Here is a 24909-nt window from a genome sequence, read left to right as displayed (position 1 = left end):
TCCGGCTCTTGTTTGCGAACACATTGGCGAAGTATAGAACCTGGTGCAACAGCATTAGCGGCACTAAATGCCACTGCACAGGATCTAGCTGATATTGAAAAACATTATTTAAAAATGAAAGAAGGTGCTAACAACAAAGCTCGCCAATTATTTAATAATCACGATTTATTGTTTCATAGAGCGCTACTAAAAGCCTCCCATAATTCTTTTATGATTGCGTTAGGAGATCTTCTGTCATCAGTCATGCTTGTAGCCTTCGATGCAACGTTAGAAGAAGAATTATCTCCACATAACGTAGCACTACAAGAGCATTTTAATGTATTCGAATCTGTCCGCTTAAGAAAGCCTGAAGAAGCCCGAGAACAGATGCGTAATATTGTATTATGTTCTATAGAAAAACAATTGAAACAGGCCAATTTCACGGAATTTCTCATCTAGATCTGAGACTTTGAATAGCAATTATCTCTGGTATTTATTAGCTATGATGAAGTGTTGTCGGAAGAAAAAACGGCTTAATATTATTCTTAGTTCATATTAATATTTAGGGTGTTTCGAGCACTCTTAGTATCTTGATGCATATAAAAGATTTTAAGGTAATATAAATTAAAGTAAATTTGTGATCTAATTGATGTCTATTTAATATTATTCAGTTTGATAGATGACACGGCTCCTCAGATAACCTTTCACATTGCGTAAATACAAAAAGCACAAGCCAAATCCCCAGTTACGCTGATTTTGCACTAAACCTAGCAGCAAGTCTGCGATGAGTTCATTATCACGACTTAGTTTTTGCTGTTAACGACAACAGGTTTCACTGATCGAAAATGTACAGCATGTATTTTAAGATAAATAAAATAGCCCATTGCTAATTTCTTCGATTAACAATCGGCTAATGTCTTTAACCTAGTACTCTCACTAAAGTAATTATTTTAGCTAACAGCGCTAAACCTCCAATTTAACATAATTAAAATTAGTTTATGATCATGACAATAACTTAGTATTTTCCTGATGCGTTATACATCTCCATTTTTGATGGGCGAGGATTCCTCTTTCTATATTTAGTTATAGCCCCCGTCTCTCTATCAAAATCATCATGGGTTCTGAAGCTTGGAATAAAATCATTTGTTTGTTTTATCCATTGTTCTAGCGCTTCGCTATGCTCCATTAAAATATTTGAATATTCTTTATTGCTTGCTAAGTTATTTAATTCATAAGGATCACTTGTAAGATCGTATAGCTCTTCTTTAGGACGAGGTGCTAAGAATGGTCTTGACTGGGCGTTAGTTAAAGCTCCTTGCTTATTTAATCTAACAAGTTCTGCCCATGTTTTATGATATACAGTGTCTGCACTTGGAGTTGCAGGTAAATCGTTATAATTATTGCGAATGTAACGATATTTTTCTGATCGAACAGAGCGACCATGATCTTCAAAGTCATGCCAATTACGTTCAGAAAATGCATATTTTCTAAAAGGTGTATTAGGAGCTTTAAATAATGGCGTTAGTGTTTTACCTTCGAGTGTAGAAGGTAGCTCAGCATTCGCTAAAGTAAGAAAGGTAGGCGCAATATCAATTGAACTAATGATACTTTTGCTGACTATACCAGCAGAGATCCCATCAGGCCAATAAGCAATAAAAGGTGTTTTTACACCTGAATCATATAATGTTGCTTTATCTCGAGCATATGGCCTGCCGTTATCAGCAATAAATACAATTAATGTATTATCCGCTATTCCTTGGCTTTCTAATTTTTTAACAATTTGACCAACAACATAATCTAAACGAGACACTTCATTATAATAAGCGGCAAAGTCATTTAGATATAATTCAGTTGCAGGATAATAAGGTGGCATTCTTACATCCTCTTGAGCGTACTTAACCGGATGTTCCCCTTCAAAAAAGGGTCTGTGTGCATCCCAAGAAGCTAACCAAAGAAAGAATGGTTTATCTTTAGGGCGTTCATCAAGTAAACCTAACCACTTATCAGTTCCTGAAGGTTCATCTTTACCGAAACGAGATTCATGAACAACATCAAACCGGTCAACAACTTCATCACCCAAGTGCCATTTACCTGCAGCAGCAGTCCAATAACCCACCTCTTGTAACTTTTCACTAAAGGTTATTTGTGCAGCAGGTAACGCCCAATGTAGCTGTTCTGCATCAGTATTATGAGGATATCTGCCTGTGATGATACTTGAACGGCTAGGGCTACATGAACTAGCAGTCAAGTAGGCGTTGTCAAATTTCATTCCTTTTTCAGCCATTTTATCTAAATTAGGTGTTTTTACAGTTTCATGACCATACGCACCTAAATCATCCCAACTTAAATCATCAGCAATTACTAGTATGATATTTGGTTGTGTTTGTGCCTGAATTGAAAAAATAAAAACAAAACTTAACAAGCTAACAAGTTTTAATAAGGTTCGAAATGTATAAGGCTTTTTATTCATATTCATTGTCCTATTTACTGCGTACATTAGAAATAATGGTACAACGTTGGTAGTCGTAATTGAGTAAAAAAGAGGTTACTACACCAATGTAGTAACCTAAAAAAAACATGCTAGGGCACATGCTATAAGCTAACTATTAAAATTTAACTGTAACACCTACGTTATAACGAGCACCGTATTGATCATAACTTAATAATTGATCTTTAAAACGTCCATGCTGTCTTGTAACTTCTTCCGTAATATTTATCCCTTCGACAAAAACAGACACTGCTTCAGATACCTCATAACTCGCATTGATATCCCATTGGCCATATTCTTCAACAAATGTGGGTTCGCCAGCTCGTTGTGGCTGATATAAAGCTAATAAAAAATCATCTCGCCAGTTATAGGCAAGCCTAATTTGCAATCCATTTTTTTCATAAAAACCAATAAGGTTAGCTGAGTCACTTAAACCAGTTAAAGCAAAAGTATTATTAACATCATATACGTCGTATACAACATCACCTTCAACCGCGGTATAGTTTGCAACAACACCAAAGCCCGATTCTCCGAACATATGCTGTAAGTTCAATTCCCAACCATCAATTTGGGCATCATCTAGATTACCCGGTGTTGCAATTTGAAAGTTTATAGCAGGATCATCTTGGGTCGAGAAACAAGCAGGGTTACCACCTACCACTTCATCTGGACAACCAGTACGAGGATTAATACTCGGATCAGTTAACGGATTACCATTGACATCAGGCATTGTGCCTTCTCTAGTCGTAACTCCAATAAAGTTTTCTACGTATTTAATAAAATACCCCGCAGAAATATAGCTTCCTTCGTCGTAATACCACTCAAGACTTAAATCTAGATTCTGAGATTCTAACGGTTTTAAATTAGGATTACCGATAGAAGCATTATAAGGTCCGGTAGGACGAGCATCGATAGTTGTTGATGGGAACAGAGACGATATATCCGGTCGACTTAACGTTGTACTATAAGAAAATCTTGCCATTATTTCATCGGTAAGTTCTAAGCTGAAATCAACATTCGGCAATAAACGTGTATAGCCTCCTTCAAGGCTCACATTATTTACATCGGGTGCAAAGACTTCATGAAACCTACCGGCAGTATTCACATAATTAAGTGCTATTCTTTCACGTTGCAATGACACGGCTTTAACATCGGTATCTTCCCAACGTACACCAACATTGAGAGTGAATGGTATATTATTGAAATCCCCGATAAAATCAAAGGCGACAAAGGCTGAGAAAGTTTCTTCTTGCACAGAGTTAAATGTTGGGTCTAATTCAAAAAAGTAACCTTGTTCTTTGACTAAATCCAACGCCTCAAGTGCATTAAAATCAGCAAGTAAAGGAAAAAGGTTTTGGTTTCCTCCAATTTGACTTCCAAATCCCTCACTTGATCTAAACTGAAGATCGAGTGTCGATATATCTACTGGTACAAATGCACTTGTTTTCCTCCTTTTAGTGTCAATTTGATAATCAGTATTCATTACACCAAAGCTAATTTTAGCCAGGGCACCATCACCGTTATTAACCCATTCGCCATGCAGTTGAAATTGCTTAATATTATTTTCAATTTCTAAACCACGATTCTGGAATAAATCAAATTCAATATTTTCTTTTGCAAAGGGATCCTGTCCTGTTAAATCTGCAGCATCAAAAAAAACATTCGGACGACCATCAGGACTTGTTGTATAACCAACATCAACACCACCTCTATCTGGTATTCCGTCATTATTGGTATCGTTGACGCGTGGATTTTTTAAATTAATAATAAATTCTGAATTTTGTCCATCAGGTTGAGCATGCGATGTTGAGTCGTGATAATCAAAATTAAAGCTCAATGAATCAGAGGCAATCCACTCTAAATTTAAACCAATTGAATCATTCTCTGTTTCATTAAGAAAGTGAAACGCCCAAAAGTTTAATTCATCATCATTTCTAAATGGATTAGTTACGGTGCCATTTGCATCCGCATCGCCCCCTGTATCACCATCCAACCAAAAGCTAGTTCGCGTCATATTGTCTATTTCTTTGAAACGAGACATTGTATAATCTACTGTTGCTGTTAACGTATGAGTAGGTGCATATTGAAGTACTAGTTGACCGTTTTGTCTTTCGCGTTCGTAATCATGATTATCAGCATCCATAGTCAATGGCGCCCAATGGGTTCCATTTGGATTTAAAGAAGAATCGATACCACTTTTATTGACATTTGAACCACGTTCAGGAATCCACCCCTGTGAACCAACTCTTTCTTTATGACTATCTCTTTCAGCATGAGATAGAGCAAGTAAAACACCAAACTTACCGTCCATGAATGTATTGCTTATCATGCCAGACAACTCAGGTGTTACGCTATCACCTTTATCTACACTGGTATCAACAACCCCTTTAACACTTGCAACAGCTTTAAAACCATCATAATTAAACGGTTTAGCCGTTTGCACGTTAATTGTGGCACCAATACCACCCGAGGCTACATGGGCTTTACCTGTTTTGTAAACTTCAACACCAGAGACACTTTCTGCTGCGATTTCTCTAAAATTAAAGCTGCGATTAATGCCATTTGATAATAAAGTTGACGAGGTTGGCATTTGTCTGTTGTTTAATGTTACTAAATTAAAGGTTGGACCGAAGCCACGTACGGACACTTGATTCCCTTCATTATTAGCACGGTCAATAGAAACGCCCGTGATGCGTTGTAAAGATTCTGCTAAATTGGTATCTGGAAATTTACCTATATCTTCAGCAGTAATAGCGTCAACCACACCGCTCGATTCACGTTTAATATTAGCTGCACTCGCTAAAGCGCCACGAATACCGCGTACTTCAATAACTTCATTCTCTTGACTGTTTTCATTAAACGCATAAGACGATGGCGCGATTGCCCCCAACATCACTAACGCCATCGCAGACGCTACCTTGTTATATTTAAGTATTTTATTACAATTTTTCACAATTACCCCGTTATTTATGTTTTTTGATATGAATAAGTAAACTATAAGTAAATTATAAGTAAACTATATTTAACTAAACGAAATATTGCACACAATTTCACATAGATCAACCACCAAAATAAACATTTTATTGTGTTACGTGTTTTATTTATGTGCTATAAATCAATAATTAATTATATTTAATAAGGGATAAAACAAAGTTAATAGTTGTTAAATTGACTAATTTGTTAGAATATTAATATCCATAATCAAACTATATGTTTAAAAATACGGTATTTAAAAGTATGAGCTTAACTAAGAATCAAGATTTGTTATCACCATTATTGTTTGATGACAAATCAATATATACTTTGATAATCAAAGATATCGCAGATGGCGTTTTTGTTGCAGGTGATAGATTAGTCACAACAAAGCTGGCTAAAAGATATCGCACAAGTGTTAATCCTATCAGAGAAGCTCTAAAACAACTTCAAGGAGAGGGATTTGTAACTGTTAGCCCTAACAGTGGTGCAAACGTCACTAAATTTGAACACAATACTATGCGTGATGTTTTTGAAATATTGCAGTTACTTGATCCTTACCTTATAGAATGGTTTGTTTTAGAACACTCGAAGGAGCAAATAAAAACGCTTTATGAAATATTGAATGATATGGATAACATTGAAACTGGTGATCATGCTGCCTATCGCAATTTAGATACTTATTTTCATTGGACTATGTATAGTCAACACTATAATAAAAGTGCGGTAGATTTATGGCGACAAAAAAGGCTCATATTACAAATTATGCATGTCAATTTACCCATAAGCGAAGCACGTGTTCAACAAAGTTTACTTGAGCACAGAGAAATTATGTCTGCTATTGAAAAACGAGATGTTGAACTGTCGTTATCAATATTAAGAAAACATATTTCTAATAGTGGAAAATATTGGTCTAGACATTCTTAACACTAGCAATTCTTCATTTCGTTAATAACTATTTACTTTCTTATCTCAGCCACACACTGAATAGGAAAAATATGAACAATAACATTCAAAAAACAAACACTAGCAACTATTTAATTGTTGATTGGGGCACTAGCAACCTTCGCATTTTCTTAATGAGCCATGATGATCAATTAATCAAAAAAACAGAATCCGCCATGGGGCTATTAAGAGTAGAAAATGCGGATTTTGCAGCTGCTCTTGAAAAAATATTATCGCCTTGGTTACTAAATTTTAAAAAGCTTCCCGTTTTTATGGCTGGTATGGTTGGGTCAGTTAACGGTTGGCATTCTGTTGATTATGTTGAAACATACGTTAATGTGGCAAAACTAAGTCAGAGAAGTTTTCATTTTGAATTACCATGGTTGGCACCAGCAACAATTATTTCTGGTGTATTACACGTCGATAAGAGTAAAAAAACTAAAGACGTTATGCGTGGTGAAGAAGTACAGGTATTTGGCTTAGTTGAGAAATATTATAGTGATATTTTCGTTAAAGAGCTTAATAACAACACCTACGCTAGTAATTTAAACATTATATTGCCTGGTACGCACAGTAAACACGTTAAGGTAGTTAACAAAACAATTACCGAATTATCCTCTTTCATGACTGGTGAGTTATTTTCTGTTATTAGCCAACATACAATACTTGGCAAAGATCTCCCGCCACAACAATTTAATACTGACGCCTTTGATTTAGGTGTCCGAGAAGGACAAACAACGCAGTTAACACAGATGTTATTTCAAACAAGAACACACAAATTATTTAATAGCATTGGAGCGACATATATCAAAAGTTACCTATCAGGTTTATTAATAGGAAATGAACTTCAATTAGTAAAAAAACAGCATACCTTCTTAATAGGTAGCCCTAACCTTTGCAGTAAATATCAACTTGCCTGTGAAGCTCTGGCAATACCTGTAACCATAGTTGATGGTGACGATTGCTTTCTAGCGGGGATGGTAAAATTGAAACAAAACATTACTTCTAGAAATAATTGTTAGTAGTCGTTGTCATTTCTAAAAATCACCGCTAATAACTAGTTACTAACGGTGATATATTTAGTTTAGTTGGTTATTTTAACGCTAAACTTCGTAGCTCATGGTGAGCAGTCAAACAAAATCTTCTTTCTTTATACTCTGTAACGCATTTTATGTAATTGCCAAGTTTAAATAACATCTTTCAAACGGTCTTGGAATTTAATCGTAAACCGATTCAAGGCCGTTTACCAATTTATTATCGGCATCGTCCATTTTTCCGATGCCTGTTTAATAGCTAAGAAAATAACTTTTTTAGCCGAGTTATCTTGTGGAAACAACTTACCTTTTAGCAGTTACTACGCCCCGAACGCGATATGGACTATGAACTCAGTGTAAAATGAAGGCGACTGATGTTATTAAAGCATTGGATATGACAATCAATAATCGTCAGTATCAATTTAGTGCGATTCATCATTCAGATAGAGGGTTGCAGGTATGCCAAGTAAAGCTTAATAAAAATGGTATAATTCCATCTATGATTGTTATTAAAATGCACAAGCTGAACGTGTGAATAGGCATATTGAAGCAATAGTTTGGTTATATAAATACCAAAACCTAGAAGAACTGAATCCACTCGTTGATGAATCACTATTAATATACAATAAATGAAGCCCTACTTGAGTTTGGGAATGAAAACAACATACCAAGTACACAAAAACGGCCAGGAGCAAAAGCTACTGACCTTCCATTAAAACCGGCAACTTATTTTAGGACGGGACAAACAACAAAAGAATTTTATAAAAAAGATTTTATAAAAAAATGACAATAAAATTATTTTTCCATCATATAAACTGTTTTCTTTTCTAAATATTGCTCAAGTCCAAATTTTCCGTCTTCACCACCAAAGCCACTTTGCTTCCAGCCGTTGTGAAAACCTTGGTGCTGCTCACCCATACCACGGTTTACATAAACTTCACCTACTTCCAACTCATTAATTGCTTTATTAATGTCGAAGAAGTTTTCAGTGTAAATATAAGCACTTAAACCATATATACTGTCGTTACAAAATGCTATGGCTTGAGCCATATTTTTAACTTTAATGATAGGTAAAATTGGACCAAAGGTTTCTTCGTGAACAGCAATATTGTCTTGTGCCACATCAACTAATAACGTTGGCTCATACCAACAACCACCCTCAAAGCCAGCAACATTAGCAGTTTTACCACCCGTAGCTAGGGTTGCGCCCTGCTTAATACTTTCTTGAACAATATGATCAATATTTTCAATTTCACGTTGGTTACACTTAGGACCCATTTGTGTATCAGGATTCATAGGGTCGCCAACTCGAAGCGCTTTAACAGCCGGTAAGAATTTATCCATGAATTTTTCATAAACGCTTTCTTGAACATATAAACGTTCAACACAAGTACAAACCTGACCACAGTTAGCAAAACGCCCCCAAAGAGCGCCTTCAACGGCTGCGTCTAAGTCAGCATCTTCCATTACAACCATAGGTGCTTTACCACCTAGCTCTAACATTACTGGAGTCATAAATTCAGCAGACGTTTTGTAAATTTGCTTACCTGCAGCAGTAGAACCTGTCATGGTGATCATTTTAGTAATTGGGCTGTCACACAATGCTTGGCCAACAACTGAGCCAGAACCATTAATGACGTTAAGTACACCAGCTGGAATGCCCGCTTCGTTCGCTATTCTACCTAGCTCTGTTGTAGCCAATGGTGTTTCTTGTGTTGGCTTTAGTACAATAGTATTACCAGTGATTAATGCTGGACCAATTTTACGACCGGCAAGCGCCAACGGAAAGTTCCAAGCAGTAATCCCTACTACAACACCGCGTGGTACCTTGTGGATATAAATTTTTTCGTCTTCGTTATCAGAAGGAAGAATATCACCTTCAATCGTTAACGCATTATCACATGCATAATCAATAAAAGTAGCCGTAACGTCTACTTCCATTTGCGCAACAGATAATAACTTACCTTGTTCAGCTACTAACATTGGCGCAAGAATATCTTTATTTTCACGAATTTTATTCGCAAAGTTACGAAGAATATTTTGACGTGTGCGCGCTGTTAATTTAGCCCATTTTTTTTGAGCAACATCTGCAAGTTCTAGCGCGTGTTGTGCATCTTCAGCGCAACCTTTTGGAATAGCGCCAATCACTTCACCGGTAGACGGGCTTAAAATATCAATTTTACCGTCTACTTTTGATGAAATATATTCACCATTAATGAAATTTACATTGTTTTGAAATTTAAAATTTTGCGGTGTCATGGAATTATCTCCCCATCCAGCCGCCGTCTACCAATAAGATAGCGCCGTTAACATAACTAGCAGCTTCAGAAGCTAAAAATACTGCTGGTCCCTTAAAGTCTTCAGGATTACCCCAACGACCTTGTGGAATACGACCTAATATAGCCGCATTACGTTCTGCATCTGCACGAAGTGCTTCCGTGTTATCAGTGTCGATATAACCCGGTGCAATAGCATTTACGTTTACGCCTTTACCAGCCCATTCGTTAGACAAAGCCATGACCAATTGGCCAATAGCGCCTTTACTCGCAGCATAGCCTGGAACGGTAATACCACCTTGGAATGTTAATAAAGAAGCCGTAAAGATGATTTTACCTGAACCACGGTTAACCATTTCTTTACCAATTTCGCGGCTAAGAATAAATTGTGAATTAAGATTAACATCAATCACTTTATCCCATAAGTCATCACCATGTTCAGCTGCAGGAGCACGTAAGATAGTGCCTGCGTTGTTCACTAAAATATCAATTTTAGGGAAGTCAGCTTTTACTTCTTTGATGAATGCATATAAAGAATCACGATCAGAAAAATCACATTGGTAACCTTTAAAGTTTTTACCGAGTGCTTTTACTTCTTTTTCAACGTCAGAACCTTCAAGTTCTAACGAGGCTGAAACACCAATAATGTCAGCTCCTGCTTCTGCTAAACCTAAAGCAATACCTTTACCAATACCACGTTTACAACCGGTAACTAAGGCTACTTTGCCTTCTAAACTAAATTTTTCAAACATGTTATTCATTATTAAAACCTTGTCTCTAATATCAAACTATTCTGCGTTACATTCAACAAGCGCTTTCATGCCTTCTGGATTACCATCCATACTAGCGAATGCAGTACCAATTTCAGCTAATGGACTGACTGAACTAATAAATGGCTTAAGATCAATTTGACCTGAAGCAATTAATTCAATTGCCCAATCAAAGTCTGCGGCTTCGTATACACGAGCACCTAGTAACTCAAGCTCTTTCCAGAAAAATTGGAATAAATCAATTTCAGGTTTAGTGCTATGAATAGCAACCATAACAATACGTCCGCGACGTCCTGCTATTTGAGTCATTGCATCTATTACAGGTTTAACGCCTGACACTTCAAATACTACGTCAGCACCTTTAGTTGCTGTCCATTCATCAACGTAAGCTGCTAGGTCTTGTTCGATAGGGTTAACTGATTTAACCCCTAATTCGTCAGCAAATGCACGACGACTTTCATTAGGTTCAGACACTAATACTTCTGCACCAACACTTTTTGCAACAGCAGCAACCAATTGACCAATGGGGCCACCACCTAATACAACAACTTTTTCGCCCGCAACTAAACGTGAACGACGTACGTCATGGCAAGCTACAGATAAAGGCTCAACTAATGCGCCTTGTTTTAAATCAACGCCAGCAGGTAACTTATGTAATGTACGCGATTTTACTGTCCAGCTTGACTGGAAAGCACCAGGAGTATCAATACCCATAAATTTAAGGTTTTGACAAATATGCGTGTGTCCCGCATTACAAGTAGGACAATCACCACACCAATCAAGAGGACGAACAACAACTTTTTCACCCACAGTAAAACCAGTAACACCGGCACCAATTTCAGCAACAACACCTGAAATTTCGTGACCTATGGTTTGTGGAATAGAAACACGTTGATCCATTACACCGTGATAAATATGCATATCTGTACCACAGATACCTACATAACCTACGTTTAAACGTACTTCACCAGCTTGAGGGGCTAGTTCTTCACCAGCCACTAAATCAAAACCTTTATTACCTATATAACGAGCAGCAACCATTTTTTTTACCCTTAAGAATGTTTAATTAAATATTGACCAAGTAACGCGTCGTCGAATACAACGCCTGTTCCTGCTACATCTGGAGCAATAGCTCTTCCATTTTCATCTAACTGAAGAGGATGCTTTGTGTATTGATCGATTGGAAACGAATGTACTTCTAAGTAGCCTGAGTGAGCTTGAGAAGCTAACAAAGACACATGTAATTCATGCATACCATGGCTACATAGAGGTAAGTTATTTTCCTTAGCCATTTTTGCAACCCTTAAAAATCCAGTAATACCACCAATGTTTGAAGCATCGGGTTGTAAAAAGCTCAACTTAGCTTGTGCGATGGCATAACCAAATTCATGTGTTGTATGTAAATTTTCGCCCATTGCGAGTGGAATATTAATATTGTCTGCAATTTTGGCGAAGCCTAAATAATCGTCAGGTATTGTGGGCTCTTCAAACCACGTAATATTGTATTGTTCAATTGCTTTACCAAAAACAATGGCTTGTTCTACCGATAACGAATAGTTTGCATCTACCATAAATACAACATCAGAACCGATAAGATCTCTAACCGCAGCAACACGCTCAACATCTTCAAGGTAATTCTCTTTACCTACCTTAATTTTAACAGCTTTAAAACCTTTATTAAGGTAACCTTGAATGTTGCTTAATAGCTTGTCTTGCGAAAAGTTAAGATCAATACCACCGGCGTAACATGCCGTTGTATTATTTGCGCCACCAGCTACTTGCCAAAGCGGTTTATTTAAACGTTTACAACGCACATCCCATAAAGCGATATCGACTGCAGACATAGCAAAACTGACTAAACCACCGCGACCGACATAATGTAAGTGCCACTCCATTTCGTCCCAAATATTTTCAATTTGAGAAGCGTCTTGATTCAAGAGCAAAGGTTTAAACTCATCATTTAAAAGAGAATAAATAGCCCGACCGCCTTTTCCGCCAGTGTAGGTATAGCCAACACCTTCAGTTCCATCTTCACAGCCGACCTTACAAAGAATTAGTTCAAAGTGAGTGTGATCGCCGTGCTTAGCATCAGACAATATTTCAGCTAAAGGCACTTGATAATATTCAATTGCTAATGTTTTTATTTTATTGGGGGTAATATTCATTAATAAATCCATCATAAGCCTATGTTATTTAAATAATTGATTATTAATAACTTTCACTAAAGGCTTTTTTTAAAAGTTCACTTTTAGTTATTAGGACATCTCACAAATCAGTTAAGTATGAGACTATCTCATACCAATTATTGTCCTTGCGATCATAAGATGTTGCGATATATTGAATAACTAGTTACGTATTTTACGTTACCTAATTTTTCTAATGATCAACTAAACTAGCTAGAGGTCGATTACTTATTTGTTTTTAGGTAATTTAGAAACATATTTTTTTACTAATTCAATCAATGTTTTTTGTTCTGCAACTGTGTTTGCAGCACGTGTTAGATCGTTACCCACACCCACACCGATGGCACCGGCTTCAAACCACTCTTCAATGTTGTTAATGTTAACCCCTCCAACTGGCATGAGATGGGTATTTGAAAAAGGGCCTTGCAAGCCTTTAAAGTAAGTTAGACCTAAAGAACCAGCAGGAAAAACTTTTATAAAATCAGCTTTATACTTGATACAGTTAGCAATATCGGTTGGTGTCAATGCCCCCATTAATACCGGAATGCCATGTTTATGCGCTGTTTTTATTACGGATTTTTCGGTATTTGGTGTTACTAAAAATTGTGCGCCAGCTTTAATAGCTTCTTTAGCTAATGTTGAATTAATGATCGTGCCTGCGCCAATCAAAACGTTGGGGTGTTTTTCTCTTGCGCTAGTTATTTCTGTTGCAAATCCTGGTGTATTTGACGTGATTTCAAGTGTACTCACACCGCCAATCACTAAACATTGAACAACATTAGTCACCTCACTCTGATGGGGTAAACGAATAATAGCAACAAGTTGACTAGCAGCTATTTTCTCAGCTGTATTGGCTCTCAGTTTATCTTCGTCATTTCGTTTTTTACTCATTGTGCATCCTAAAATAGAGATTAAACTTAATTTTCACACTAACTTTGGTATTAATTGGGGGTTGAAACGGTCTCTATTTGCTCAATTTTTCCAACAAGAAAAAGATAAGAGCATGAGCCTACAACGGCTAAGCCTGCAATAAATATAAGCGCTGGTTTAAAATCGCCATCGTTAACGAGTAGTCCAATAATTACAGGAATACATACTGCCGAAAGGCCACTAATTGCGTTGAAACACCCTCCAACTAAACCAACCAAGTTTTTAGGGGCTAATAAAGATACAAACACCCACGTAATTGAAGCTAAACCATTACCAAAAAAAGCAATAGATAAAAAAGTGATAACCCAAAAAGTATCATTAGTGTAATTTGCGCCAACAATACAGGTTGATAAAGCCATTCCTATAACGATAGGCGCCTTGCGAGAAAATTCTTTAGAAACGCCTTTTTTTACTAGGTAGTCTGAGGTAAACCCAGAAATCAATACACCGCAAAAAGCAGCTAAAAATGGTACAGATGCTAAAAACCCAGATTTAATAAAATCTAATCCTCGATATTCAACAAGGTAAGTTGGAAACCATGTTAAGAAAAACATGAGTATTCCACCTACACAGAATTGAGCTATGTAAATACCCCATAGTTTTTTGTTTGTAAAAACTGATTTAAAATCATCTTTCGTATATTTTTTCTTAGGCTCTTTTGGTTGCTCCGTTTGTTTACCTTCAATTAGTGCTAATTCTTCTATGTTAATTGAATTATGGTCTTGGGGATCACGATAAAAGACATACCAAATAAAGGCCCAAAGAATACCGCCCCCCCCCGAAATAATAAATAAACCTCTCCAACCAAAACTATTTTGAATAAGCGCTAAGACGGGCATAAGAAAAGCTAAACCGATAAATTGTCCAGAAGTATAAACAGCAATCGCTGACGCTCTTTCATTTTCAGGAAACCATGCGGTCACTATTTTGTTATTACAAGGGTAAGAGGGCGCCTCGAATACTCCAATGGCAAGCCGACAACCAATCAATGCAGAAAAAGATGATACAAATCCCTGCACTAATGTAGCCAATGACCAAGCAGTTAATATGAAAGGGTATAATAAACGTGTTTTTACTAAATCCACGGCCATACCACCAGGAATTTGTAAAATAGAATATGTCCAGCCAAAAGCAGAAAATAAGAGCCCCATTTGAATAGCGCTTAAGCTTAATTCATCAGATAATGCGGCAGCAGCGACGGATAAATTAGTTCTATCCATATAATTAATCACAACACTTATGAATATTAATGCTAATATTTGAAATCGTTTTCTTGTTGGCTTATTTAATTTTTTCATTGATGTAGTTTGCTCATTAGTTATCATAAAAATTGCCCCCTAATTCATCTACCAGTTTGTATAAGAACCATCGTTTTTGTGCAGACGAGGTGGTTCCCAATATTTGAATGAAAGGTCTTTAATGAGGGACTCATTAACATCGATACCTAAACCTGGAGAGTCTGGAACTTTAAATACATTATTAACAACTATAGGACGTCCAATAAAGAATTTGTCGTAATCACTCATGTCGCCATCATAAGGAGGTAATTCTAACCAAGTCATGTTGCTAATGGCTGCACAAAAATGGATTGATGCAGCAGCACACACAGGACTAAGAGGATTATGAGGCATCATGTCTATATAGTGGGTTTCACACATTGCTGCTATTTTCATGCCTTCTGTAAAACCGCCTGCATTGCATATATCAATACGAGCAAAATTAGTTAATGCACTTTCGGTATAAGGGGAAAAATCCCATTTACTGGTAAATTCTTCCCCGATTGCAAAAGGTACATCACACATACTTCTTAAGCTTTTATATGCCTGTGGAGACTGATCTCGAATAGGCTCTTCAATAAAGTCTAAAGTACCTATTGGCATACGTTGAAGTAATGAAACAGTTTCAGGCACAGATAAGCGATGGTGATAATCAATGCCTAAAGTAACTTCACTGCCTAAAGCGTCTCTTGCTTTAGTTAACCAAGTTGAAGCTTCTATAATTGATTGACGAGGCTCAAATAACTCTGGCTTTCTTGGATTTCCATGAACACCTGTTGTTGCTCTAATAACATCCCATCCTTGTGATTTAAGTTGTAGCATCTCATCAATGAGTTCAGGACCCATAGTTTGTACTGCTGTTGCAAATAAAGGAATATGCTTTCTTTGCTTACCACCTAATAATTGATGAACTGGAACATTTAGGGCTTTACCTACTAAATCATGTAATGCGATATCAATTGCTGATATTGCAGCGGCAAGTACTCGACCTCCTTCAAAATATTGTCCCCTGTACATCTCCTGCCAAAGGGCACCTATATGCATTGGGTTTTTACCTATCAAAAATTCTTTAAAATGCTCAATAGTGCTTATTACTGCTTGCTCGCGTCCAGACAAACCTGATTCCCCCCAACCGTAGAAACCGTCATTTGTCTCAACTTTAACTAAACAAACATTTCTGAAACCAGCCCAAAAACCATAGGCTTTTATATTTATAATTTTCATATAATTCCTTCAAAACCAAATAAAATTTAACGATTTAATGGCAAAGTTTATTGGTTAAATAAATATAGAGCAACAACATACCACCCAATATACAACAAATTACACACAATTAAACCTATATTAAACATTTATTTTTATGAAAGATCAAAAATTTGAGTGATTTGTACCTATAAAAGTAAATGTTGATAGTTATTATCTTAGGGGGGGGATATTTATAAATGATGCTTTATCTATGATTAATTTATTAATAATAAGATAAGAAACAATTATGTTTATTGTTTACAATTTGTGCAATATTTTGGATTGTCGATGTTAATTTAAGTAAGTCACAATTATGGATGAGAATATTTCTCGTATTTCTGTATTGAAATTTTTTGCTGCAGGTATTGCGACAACGGGGTATGATCTTCCCCTAAACCAATAGACACTGTTAAATTAGAAACAGAAGTATGGCTACCAAGCTTTAATGACTAAAACCAGCCATTTTAATTGTTTGGCAACTGCCACTCGTCGAACCGTTTTTGTTACTCAGCTGCCAGTCATTATTTTTATATAACTCATCAGAATTTTTCATCAACCCCACCCGAAACATATGGCAAACTGATTGTAAAACAAAAACTCAACACACAAATGACATATCAGTGACATGCGAATAAGCGCCACTGACATGTCATTGACACAAAATAAAGCTTGGCGTATTTTTAAGACGTATTCGAATTAACTATAGTGCGACTGGAGAATAATAGTGTTAGAAGACCGTCATTCATCGACAGCTCAAATAAAGAATGAAAATGTACCCAAAAATCAATCCAACCAGCAGGCTGAACCATACAAGCAGTTGCTTCGTGATGTGCTTAATCAAAAGGTAAACATTTTAATCGAACATTTTTATGCGGTAGATAATAAAATCGGATGGATAGAGAAAACAGAAAGGCTTTTGACCCTTGAAAAAAAGGATACATCGCCTGAAGAGTTTTTAATGTCATTCATTAGGGATGCAAATATCTCAACTAATAGAACTCCAAATTACCTTCCTCAAAAAATAGAGTTTGAAGAATTTCAACAGCTAGATAACGAGCAAATGTTGACAGTATTTGAAGTTAAAAAACACACTGGGCAAGCAGTAAACACTATTAAGTCATGGGTTAAGGCATTTAAGTATGCAGGCTACAAGGATGATAAAAAGTTAATGCTTCCAGCCTGGCAATTTAAAGGTAAAAAACCATTATCTGGCCTTGAAGATGTACTCCTGAAATTTATTGAAAGTGGTGTAGATGGTGTAGATGCCTGCACCAAAATTGAACTACCTCTAGAAGAATTTGATGGTGACTCAATTTTAAGCACATTGCGTAAAGGTGATACTAAGACTGCTTTAAGCATGGTGGGAACATTATCTCATGACCATTTTTGACCAATATAATTTAGATGCTGCTATAGAACATATTGTCGAACCTGATACGTTCCTTTAACACCTCAATACTTGGATTATATTCCATTATTAAAGTGTCCTGTTTAATTAAAGCAGATCACTTCAGTTCAGCTTCTAAAAATGGCACAAAGGCGATATTTGGCTTGGAGAGAGATGCTGTAGTTGAAGTTATTGCGTGGTGTGATGCTTCTTAGCTGAAAGAGGATTTTTAAAATGACGTACCTGAGAACTTTTATCCACTGGATAAAAAATTTCAGTTAACACCATCATTGCCAACGAAATGACAATTATTAATATAAATCCTATTATCGCCCAAGATTGCATATGAATATCACTTCCACCAGAGTTTCTTCAATTATAGTCTTCGTGTTTTCAATAGCAAATGAGTCATAAGTTACCGAATTCGGATGAATGGAATGGCGACCTTGCCGAAATAGATTTTTAACCACTCCATGACAGAAGAGAAATCATTGAGCCTGGCCTTGTGATTTAAATTTCCTCATCTGCCTCTCATGTTGCCGACGAAGTTGATGATATAATTCACATCGGGTGTTTTCGTTATGCTGGGTGGATTATTCTACACCGAGTATCAGCTCTTTCTTTGATGCTGAATAACTGCGCAATTTATCAGTGACTATCTTGATTGGCGCAGCTTGCTCGCCTTTTAATAACTTTTTGAAAAAACGCTCAGCAGCATGTTTATCCTTACGTTTTTGAACGAGAATATCGAATTCATCGCCATCTTGATCGACTGCCCGCCATAGATAATGAATGGCATCATTTATTTTAATGAACACGTTGTCAAAGAGCCGTGTATCGCCTAACTGACCGCTATTTTTCCTTATTTGGCTGCAGTATTGTTGACCGAATTTTAGACATCATTTTCTGATGGTTTCTTAGCTGACAGTGAGCCCTATGACTGCCAATAGCTCTTCGACATATCGAAAACTTAGAGTAAATCGATGGTAAAGCCGCACAGCATGGCTACTGACCTGAGATGGGTAGCGATATCCGGAGTACATTTTGGTGTTTTCATGTCCGGATTATCTCACAATTTGGAATAAGGTCGATAAGTTGACAGTACCAAACAGCTCTAGTATCCAACTTTTTACTTGTCCTCGTCGCCTAAGTCAGCAAATAGTGCCAAGCTCTCTTCCTCGATGGTATCATTGTTTTCAGATGCTACAACAGATTCAAGAACACCTCGATATTCCTTAGTTGTTTTTAGGCTTCCGTTAATTTCAATATTTACGTTCTGTCTATTTAATCCATAGTGACTCAGAAGGGGTAATTGCTCTTCTGTTATCTCAACTTTACCCCTTTTCTTTGTCCCTTCGTCGAAATAAACAAAACTGATTATATCTCTTTCGTAATAGTCGATGTTCTCGATAAAACAATCCTCCAAATAAATTAACTCGCCTTTTTCCTTTGGTAGGTGCCGAATTTTTGGTTTAGGTGTGATATCGATAGTATCTGTCGCTGATTCTTTGGACAAAGAAAGCGGAATAGATGACTTAAGCTTCCGAAGAACTTCCCACGCCTTTCGAGGGACACCATTTTTCTCTTTATTTAATTCTGTTGCTTTCTGCGTTTGCCCTTTAGTTTGTAATTCACCATAGTCATCGACACTCTCTAGCAAGTTTTTAAGGTCATTGAAAATAACCTCCCCTCTCTCACTTTCATCCAGTAACTCAAGGTTATCGCTGTATGAACGCAACTCAAGCTTTCCCTCCGAAGCAATATAACCAAGTGTTTTACTATCTTTACTGCTTTCACTAGACAAATAAATAAGCTTTTGAAGAGTTTGAAATTGGTTATCTATGATCGCATGTGCGTCAGCGCTAATCGCGCCATCAGCCAACAGATGAAGTTCATTTAACTTGATGGTGAATGTATTCAAACTTTATCTCGGGTTACTCAAAATGTGTGCGACACTACCACAGATTGTACAAATTATGAACAACTCAGTGTTTGGGCAATATTTTCGATAACCAGAATATGAGCAATCTTGTTATTCCAACTACGCTCGGATGACTCATCCTTGTAAAAATCCACTTTGCACGGTTCATTCAATTGCATCCATTTCTTTTTAACCCTTGATATCGATGAATACTTAACGTTTAACTCCAGTTTATTGCAAACGAGAGTGATATTGGATTGCGAAGACTTGTGCACCACGAATTCATCGAATTGCATTGCTTCAGTCATTGTTGACACAAACGTTGCAAACGCTTCAGCATTTCCACTTTTAAGTGAGATCCACTTCGTGAGAACAGATTTGAAAAAAGGCGTGTGAATAAAACTCCTAGCCTGCCTAACTCGCGATTCAGCTGATAAAGTCCAGTCAATATCCCCCTTTATATTTTCAATTTGAGCTTCAGAGATTCTTTGCAAGATTGAGATAATTTTATCAAATTTACTATCACTGACATTCTTTACCTCCGCTGCATCCAACTGCGGATACCTTGCAAATGTATCGCGCATGATTCCCTCAACCTTTATAAAGTCAGACATCATCGCATACTGGTCAGAAGCAATAGATTCAAAAGTAGGTAAGTGACTTACGCACATGTTTGGTAATGCCTCGATCAATAGTCCATCTCGAAGACATAATCGTCTAAGCACCTCTACCCCTACTGCACTTCGGCCTTTATACCTTTGCTTCCATTTTCTCACCTGGATCGCGCTGAAATTTCCTAGTTTGGCCAATGAAGATAAGTTCACGTAACTATCTATCCAACGCTCTGATTCAGCAACAGCAACTATATCCATAAAATGCATGTAATATTTCATGGTGGTTTTAGGGGAAGCATGGCCTAGAAGTTGAGAAATCTGATACAAAGGTCTTATGCTAATCTCATAACTTTGACCAGCAGTAACCCTATTAACTTCATCGATAAAAGCCTGAATATCGTCTTCTCTACACCATTGACGCAGGTGCTCTTTTAACACCCCAGATTGATGAACATTGCATAGAATAGCCAGCAAAAAGTGGAGGGTTGACTGCGTCCGGATGTAATCGTCGTACTATACTCACTTGCGCTATTATTAGTGACTTTTCCTCATCGGATAAAAATAGAAACAATGGGAACCGTCTATTACTGAGGACAGTTTTAAGTCTACGTAAATTATTGGATCTAACATGAAGCATCCAGTCAGTCATATCTATATCATTCACTTTCAATGAGCAGATTTCACCTATTCGAAGACCTGCGCGATGACTCAACATAAGAATTATCGCGCTACATCGTTGGTCATAACTAATTTCAGCATCGTTGTGAGTTATAACGCGATATGCATTATTGTACTCAGTTGGCGTTAACAGATTGGCATTCACATTCTCATTTACGTGGTTTATGTTTGGCTCAATCTCATACCAGTTGACATGTTCAACACCAAAGTTTTTTTCTAAAACGCGATGAAAATCCCTTAAGCGTTTTGCCCCTTCCGCTCTATCTTGTGTTTTTCGATAACTCAGCACCGATTTATAAACTTCCTCAAATTCATCTTCATCAAGACTAAGAAAAGCGCAGTCACTATATAGCTCTAGAAGGGGTGAAAGTATTTTAGACATGTACGTTTTAACCGTACTTATTGCTACATTCTTTCGACGTTTTTCCTCTCTTCGCGTCAAATCGATAATGTAGATGAGTCCGGCAATGGTTAGATCAGAAAGCTTGTCAGAGTAACGTAAGAGACTTTTGGTAGATTGGTCAGGAGCGCCTATATTCTCCCGCCATATAGCGAGCACAGCGCTCCTAAATGAATTACCGGCGGATTTGCCTTCAAAACGCTTGAGGAGCATTGATAGACCATCCATCAACTTATTTTGTGTTTGTTTATCCTCATTCACCGCATATTTTGAGTTGGTCAAACGTGGCATAGAGAGGGCAATATCTTCGGTTTTTTCATCACCACCTTCAACCACTCCTGACAGCAGTCTAGATAGTGATGTGCTTTCTAGATTGGTGGTCTGGAAGTGTTGGGCTCGATATCCCATCACCAGTCCAGAGGTATGTATCGACATATTGTCTTGCAACAGCCTAGAAAAATTCTTAAATGAGTCTTTGTGAGCGGAATCTAATCCAAGTATGTCCAATATGCCTTTGCCGTATATGCGACACAATTCAGAAAAGATTTTCTTGCACTTTTTATTTGGATTTTCAAAAAGGTATTTCTTTCCAGGTGATAAATACTGATAAGCAATCAACGCTGTTACAGAGTCTAATACCGCTGTTTGAGTTTCTCCTCCTTGTCTCCACTTCAAATAAAATAGGCCTCCTTTACTTTCGAGCGTTAACTCTAGTCTGCCGTTGGGAGACTGTTTTGAAATATAAGCAGCCTGATTATGTACAAGTGCACTTATTACAATGAGTGGCCCCACCAAATCCTGTGGCAGTGAACTAGTAACCATGTCGATCAGATATTGTGAAGCGTTTTTTCTAAATTGCTCAATCACTCTTGATGTATAAAGCATATTTAAATCAATAGCTCGATTTAAATATGGCGCTACATAAGTGAGGGGCTGAACTCTGTCACCAATGTAGTGGCTTGCTCTGTGGAGTACTCTGTTAACATGGAACATCACATCACTTGTTTTCGCTCTGAGACTAAGCGTATTGATTTCATCTAATGCCAAGTCAGTGCACTGCTGCGCAAATTTTGCAAAATCGAGGTCCCCATTAGCGGTTTTGTTTAAATCAAAACTTTTTCGTAAACAAGCCGAAGCTAAACGTTTAGCGTCGACATCACGGGCCTGATATTCACTGAAATATTCTGGTTGATACGGTGAGTCTTGTAAAAATTTTCTAGCGGGACTGTACTGTTTTCCCTTTTTAAAAGACAACTCAACTGTTTTTATTTCTAGCGTATCCGCAATTGTGTCTGTGTAATGTTTTAGACGAGCAATTTCAGACAAAGTGGACAATGAGTATGAATCAATTGGCGCTTCTGCATTTCCTGTATGCCCCATCAATTGGAACGCCACGTTGCCCGCCCCCACCTCATATAGCTTTTGACAAAAAAATGTCTAAACACATTATGTGGTAAAGCGCCTAGTTCGTTTAAGTACTCAAAAACATGGCCTGCTCCCACAGGGATCCATCTCTCATTTTTGATTATGCCAAATAGGCTATAGCCCACCTTACTATCAATATGGCTATTCGCACTGACAACACTGGCTAACTCTGAATTGTGTCTCGAAAGATGTTTAGCAAGTATTCGAAGATGAGCCAAATAAGACCGAATTTGAGTTTGAATTGCCGTTGCTAGGGGCACAAATCTAACAGCACTATCGATAAAGTTAAGCTTATCTGCAATCATTATCAGACCAGTTTCTAGATCTAGGTTTAGAAACTCAACGGCGTATTCCTTTCTTGGTCGATAGCCTGTGCAAATAAGGATCAACATTATGGTATAGTTAACGAATCGATTATGGTGCCCTATCAGTTCATCCATCAATAAATTGTCGTAGCTCTGAACATCTAATAGCTCAGAATACTTGGCTGCTATCAATGTTTTTAATTGTTGCTCATCTAACAACAGCTGACTTCCGCAATATCTATTTTTGTATTCGACACAGGGTTTCAAACTTGCTTGAAAACCCAGAGAAACTAACGAAGAGTGAAACTTCACTTGAAGGATTTCTTGCTGTGCTGCTAGATAATAGAGGTGAGTAGGATTAAAATATTCAGTGTTGGCTAATGTTAATCCGGCAATGCCGACCGATTCACGTAATGAAAGTCGATTAAACATCACAGACCTGATTGATGCGATACTTATCCAACGGTTAAGTGCAGGGTTAGCCGTGTTCATCTTTTGAAAATACGATTTGAACAGTTCCGGTGGGTTTTTAATCCAGCTACCAAACGAGCGATTACCCGTTGAAAAGTCTAGTTTTTTGAGTGTATCTGTAATTAGCTCTGGAAGCGGCAAGTCGAGAAAAGGATGATGATTTTTTAGGAGTTGTTTACAGGTTTCGTCAGCCCTGTAAGCGTTCGGCATCCGAACGTCAGCTCTACGCCACACTCCACGATTCAAATCAATTCCTTCTTTCTGCCCTAAATCGTCAAAGCCAATCTCAAGCGTCAATATATAACTGAGTTGTTTAGATGTGATGGACGTAAAAAGTAGCAATACACTAATAACACTTTCCTCCAAATCGCCGTCTAAGCTTCTGATTAAATAATCTCGAACAATAGACCATTCAGTCTCAGTCAGAATATGTGAGCAAAGCTGAAGTGACAGCTTTTGCAAGACATCAAGTCGTGTGCCATATCGAACAGATTGCTCATTGAGATTGGAACTTTTGGGTACCTCATTACCAACATCAATATCTACACATTCAATGAAGGCCGGTTCGTCTTCGTCTTGAGTCTGGATGTATTTTGACCTGGTCTTAATATTGGCAATAGGAGAAGAATGTGTATGTTCTCTTGAAATAGATGTTGCGTGAGAAGTCTTCGAATCTGATGACGGACCGCAATCCTTAACAGCTTCTTTATCATCGACATCATCAAAAACTGTAGACAAAGATTTATCTTTCGCAGCTGAAAATAATATCTCTGGCAATGAGCTCTGAATAGTCGGAAACACCAAAGATTGAATAGAGGAAAACACCTTATGTAAATCATCAAAATTGCGACTTTGATGAACTTTGCCATTTCCAGGTAACTTTTCACGTTTTAAATAATGGCGTAACTCTCTGCAGTTGTGCTTATAAAAATTTCGACTATCTACTAGTTGCTTCAGTGAAGAAAGAAACAAAAAGAACGTGATAATTTTGATGATGTTTTCATGACTGGCATGCAGAGCTTTATGAGGTTTAGTACACAGCAGCGCGAAAAGAGGGTGCTTTTCATATTGTCCTCTCACAGGATTCCATTTTGGTAACTCGCAGCCTTCTAATTCTATTGATACGATTTCTAACACATCAAATATTGCGTCAAGTTCATCACACAAAAACTTGGGTATACCAATTAAGTTTTTGACGAACTTTGCTGTAATTGAAGAGCACTCTTTTAGGGCATAAATACCCTCTTCTAGGCTGTGTAGATCACTAAGAACCTGAATTGCCTCAAGTATATCGAAGAATAAAAACCTTTCTTCAGTAGACAGCTTTTTCGTTAGCTTAGGTAAAATTTCATGGTCAGTATTAAAACTATATTGTCGCTTGGAAGACACAATCTATATCCTAGGTTAGAACTATTCTGCAGTAAACGCAGTACCCTCCCCCTTAGATATAGACTATAATATTGACATGTGACACTGATAGACTGTTACTATATTCGCAAAATCGCCACTACGTCACACTGAATTTTTATAAATCATTGAAAAATATAACTTTAAACTAATATATATAATTTATGTGATTTAATGTAATTTACAATTATTAATATACTC

At 37.2% G+C, this 24909-nt stretch carries 18 protein-coding genes and 2 pseudogenes; 5 read left to right on the top strand and 15 right to left on the bottom strand.

All coding sequences use genetic code 11. The annotated features are described in order from the left end of the window. Positions 1 to 12: 12 nt before the first annotated feature. On the top strand, positions 13 to 438 hold the full coding sequence (locus Q4574_RS11425) for a FadR/GntR family transcriptional regulator (RefSeq protein ID WP_303474249.1): 426 nt from the start codon (positions 13 to 15) through the stop codon (positions 436 to 438). Between the two features lie 237 nt (positions 439 to 675). Here Q4574_RS11425 and Q4574_RS11420 read toward each other — a convergent pair. The 3 genes and pseudogenes from Q4574_RS11420 to Q4574_RS11410 form a co-directional block, all read right to left on the bottom strand. Beyond that, positions 676 to 825 (bottom strand): annotated as a pseudogene (locus Q4574_RS11420) (IS3 family transposase); the annotation flags it as partial. A gap of 169 nt (positions 826 to 994) precedes the next feature. Then, the gene (locus Q4574_RS11415; RefSeq protein WP_303474248.1) at positions 995 to 2449 is read right to left on the bottom strand and encodes a sulfatase; all 1455 of its coding nucleotides are present in this window, start codon (positions 2447 to 2449) and stop codon (positions 995 to 997) included. A 136-nt stretch (positions 2450 to 2585) separates the two neighbouring features. Continuing rightward, positions 2586 to 5420 (bottom strand): TonB-dependent receptor, encoded by a 2835-nt coding sequence (locus Q4574_RS11410; protein WP_303474247.1) that lies wholly within the window; start codon positions 5418 to 5420, stop codon positions 2586 to 2588. A gap of 284 nt (positions 5421 to 5704) precedes the next feature. On the opposite strand from Q4574_RS11410, the gene Q4574_RS11405 reads away from it, so the two are divergent. From Q4574_RS11405 to Q4574_RS11395, 3 genes and pseudogenes are all read left to right on the top strand, one after another. Further along, positions 5705 to 6367 (top strand): GntR family transcriptional regulator, encoded by a 663-nt coding sequence (locus Q4574_RS11405; protein WP_303474246.1) that lies wholly within the window; start codon positions 5705 to 5707, stop codon positions 6365 to 6367. Between the two features lie 71 nt (positions 6368 to 6438). Continuing rightward, entirely contained in the window at positions 6439 to 7407 is a 969-nt protein-coding gene (locus Q4574_RS11400) for a 2-dehydro-3-deoxygalactonokinase (RefSeq protein ID WP_303474245.1), read from the top strand. 370 nt (positions 7408 to 7777) lie between these two features. Beyond that, a pseudogene (locus tag Q4574_RS11395) lies at positions 7778 to 8135 on the top strand (IS3 family transposase); the annotation flags it as partial. Between the two features lie 79 nt (positions 8136 to 8214). Here the strand turns inward: Q4574_RS11395 and aldA are convergent. The 7 genes from aldA to Q4574_RS11360 all read right to left on the bottom strand — a co-directional run bounded on the left by aldA (position 8215) and on the right by Q4574_RS11360 (position 16079). Beyond that, on the bottom strand, positions 8215 to 9678 hold the full coding sequence (aldA, locus tag Q4574_RS11390; protein ID WP_303474244.1) for an aldehyde dehydrogenase: 1464 nt from the start codon (positions 9676 to 9678) through the stop codon (positions 8215 to 8217). A gap of 4 nt (positions 9679 to 9682) precedes the next feature. Further along, positions 9683 to 10447, bottom strand: a complete 765-nt coding sequence (locus Q4574_RS11385) for a 2,5-didehydro-3-deoxy-L-galactonate 5-reductase (RefSeq protein WP_303474264.1) — start codon at positions 10445 to 10447, stop codon at positions 9683 to 9685. 36 nt (positions 10448 to 10483) lie between these two features. After that, the gene (locus Q4574_RS11380) at positions 10484 to 11506 is read right to left on the bottom strand and encodes a zinc-binding dehydrogenase (protein WP_303474243.1); all 1023 of its coding nucleotides are present in this window, start codon (positions 11504 to 11506) and stop codon (positions 10484 to 10486) included. Between the two features lie 11 nt (positions 11507 to 11517). Continuing rightward, positions 11518 to 12642 carry a mandelate racemase/muconate lactonizing enzyme family protein gene (locus tag Q4574_RS11375; RefSeq protein ID WP_303474263.1) on the bottom strand — a complete coding sequence of 375 codons (1125 nt, stop codon included), beginning with the start codon at positions 12640 to 12642 and terminating at the stop codon, positions 11518 to 11520. Positions 12643 to 12876: 234 nt separating this feature from the next. Then, on the bottom strand, positions 12877 to 13539 hold the full coding sequence (locus Q4574_RS11370) for a bifunctional 4-hydroxy-2-oxoglutarate aldolase/2-dehydro-3-deoxy-phosphogluconate aldolase (protein ID WP_303474242.1): 663 nt from the start codon (positions 13537 to 13539) through the stop codon (positions 12877 to 12879). Positions 13540 to 13589: 50 nt separating this feature from the next. Next, positions 13590 to 14903, bottom strand: a complete 1314-nt coding sequence (locus Q4574_RS11365) for an MFS transporter (RefSeq protein WP_303474241.1) — start codon at positions 14901 to 14903, stop codon at positions 13590 to 13592. Positions 14904 to 14924: 21 nt separating this feature from the next. Continuing rightward, positions 14925 to 16079 carry a mandelate racemase/muconate lactonizing enzyme family protein gene (locus tag Q4574_RS11360; protein ID WP_303474240.1) on the bottom strand — a complete coding sequence of 385 codons (1155 nt, stop codon included), beginning with the start codon at positions 16077 to 16079 and terminating at the stop codon, positions 14925 to 14927. A gap of 745 nt (positions 16080 to 16824) precedes the next feature. Here Q4574_RS11360 and Q4574_RS11355 point away from each other — a divergent pair. Then, on the top strand, positions 16825 to 17490 hold the full coding sequence (locus Q4574_RS11355) for a hypothetical protein (protein WP_303474239.1): 666 nt from the start codon (positions 16825 to 16827) through the stop codon (positions 17488 to 17490). Positions 17491 to 18080: 590 nt separating this feature from the next. Here the strand turns inward: Q4574_RS11355 and Q4574_RS11350 are convergent. The 5 genes from Q4574_RS11350 to Q4574_RS11330 form a co-directional block, all read right to left on the bottom strand. Continuing rightward, positions 18081 to 18305, bottom strand: coding sequence for a DDE-type integrase/transposase/recombinase (locus Q4574_RS11350; protein WP_303474237.1), 225 nt, complete (start codon positions 18303 to 18305; stop codon positions 18081 to 18083). Positions 18306 to 18616: 311 nt separating this feature from the next. Further along, positions 18617 to 19408: a hypothetical protein gene (locus Q4574_RS11345; RefSeq protein WP_303474236.1), complete on the bottom strand. Its 792-nt coding sequence runs from the start codon at positions 19406 to 19408 to the stop codon at positions 18617 to 18619. A gap of 53 nt (positions 19409 to 19461) precedes the next feature. Continuing rightward, positions 19462 to 20496: a hypothetical protein gene (locus Q4574_RS11340; RefSeq protein ID WP_303474235.1), complete on the bottom strand. Its 1035-nt coding sequence runs from the start codon at positions 20494 to 20496 to the stop codon at positions 19462 to 19464. Further along, positions 20429 to 22495 carry a hypothetical protein gene (locus tag Q4574_RS11335; RefSeq protein WP_303474234.1) on the bottom strand — a complete coding sequence of 689 codons (2067 nt, stop codon included), beginning with the start codon at positions 22493 to 22495 and terminating at the stop codon, positions 20429 to 20431. Before Q4574_RS11335 ends, Q4574_RS11340 begins: the two co-directional genes overlap by 68 nt. After that, the gene (locus Q4574_RS11330) at positions 22480 to 24690 is read right to left on the bottom strand and encodes a hypothetical protein (RefSeq protein ID WP_303474233.1); all 2211 of its coding nucleotides are present in this window, start codon (positions 24688 to 24690) and stop codon (positions 22480 to 22482) included. The genes Q4574_RS11335 and Q4574_RS11330 overlap by 16 nt, the downstream gene beginning before the upstream one ends. Positions 24691 to 24909: the final 219 nt, after the last annotated feature.

The organism is Aliiglaciecola sp. 3_MG-2023 (assembly GCF_030548205.1).
Lineage (GTDB): Bacteria > Pseudomonadota > Gammaproteobacteria > Enterobacterales > Alteromonadaceae > Aliiglaciecola.
This window is presented reverse-complemented; position numbering and strand designations above follow the sequence as displayed.

Coding starts and splice junctions, on each gene's coding strand:
- Q4574_RS11415 (WP_303474248.1), bottom strand. CDS start 2,449: ATGAATAAAAAGCCTTATACATTTCGAACCTTATTAAAACTTGTTAGC.
- Q4574_RS11405 (WP_303474246.1), top strand. CDS start 5,705: ATGAGCTTAACTAAGAATCAAGATTTGTTATCACCATTATTGTTTGAT.
- Q4574_RS11400 (WP_303474245.1), top strand. CDS start 6,439: ATGAACAATAACATTCAAAAAACAAACACTAGCAACTATTTAATTGTT.
- aldA (WP_303474244.1), bottom strand. CDS start 9,678: ATGACACCGCAAAATTTTAAATTTCAAAACAATGTAAATTTCATTAAT.
- Q4574_RS11385 (WP_303474264.1), bottom strand. CDS start 10,447: ATGTTTGAAAAATTTAGTTTAGAAGGCAAAGTAGCCTTAGTTACCGGT.
- Q4574_RS11380 (WP_303474243.1), bottom strand. CDS start 11,506: ATGGTTGCTGCTCGTTATATAGGTAATAAAGGTTTTGATTTAGTGGCT.
- Q4574_RS11375 (WP_303474263.1), bottom strand. CDS start 12,642: ATGGATTTATTAATGAATATTACCCCCAATAAAATAAAAACATTAGCA.
- Q4574_RS11370 (WP_303474242.1), bottom strand. CDS start 13,539: ATGAGTAAAAAACGAAATGACGAAGATAAACTGAGAGCCAATACAGCT.
- Q4574_RS11365 (WP_303474241.1), bottom strand. CDS start 14,903: ATGATAACTAATGAGCAAACTACATCAATGAAAAAATTAAATAAGCCA.
- Q4574_RS11360 (WP_303474240.1), bottom strand. CDS start 16,079: ATGAAAATTATAAATATAAAAGCCTATGGTTTTTGGGCTGGTTTCAGA.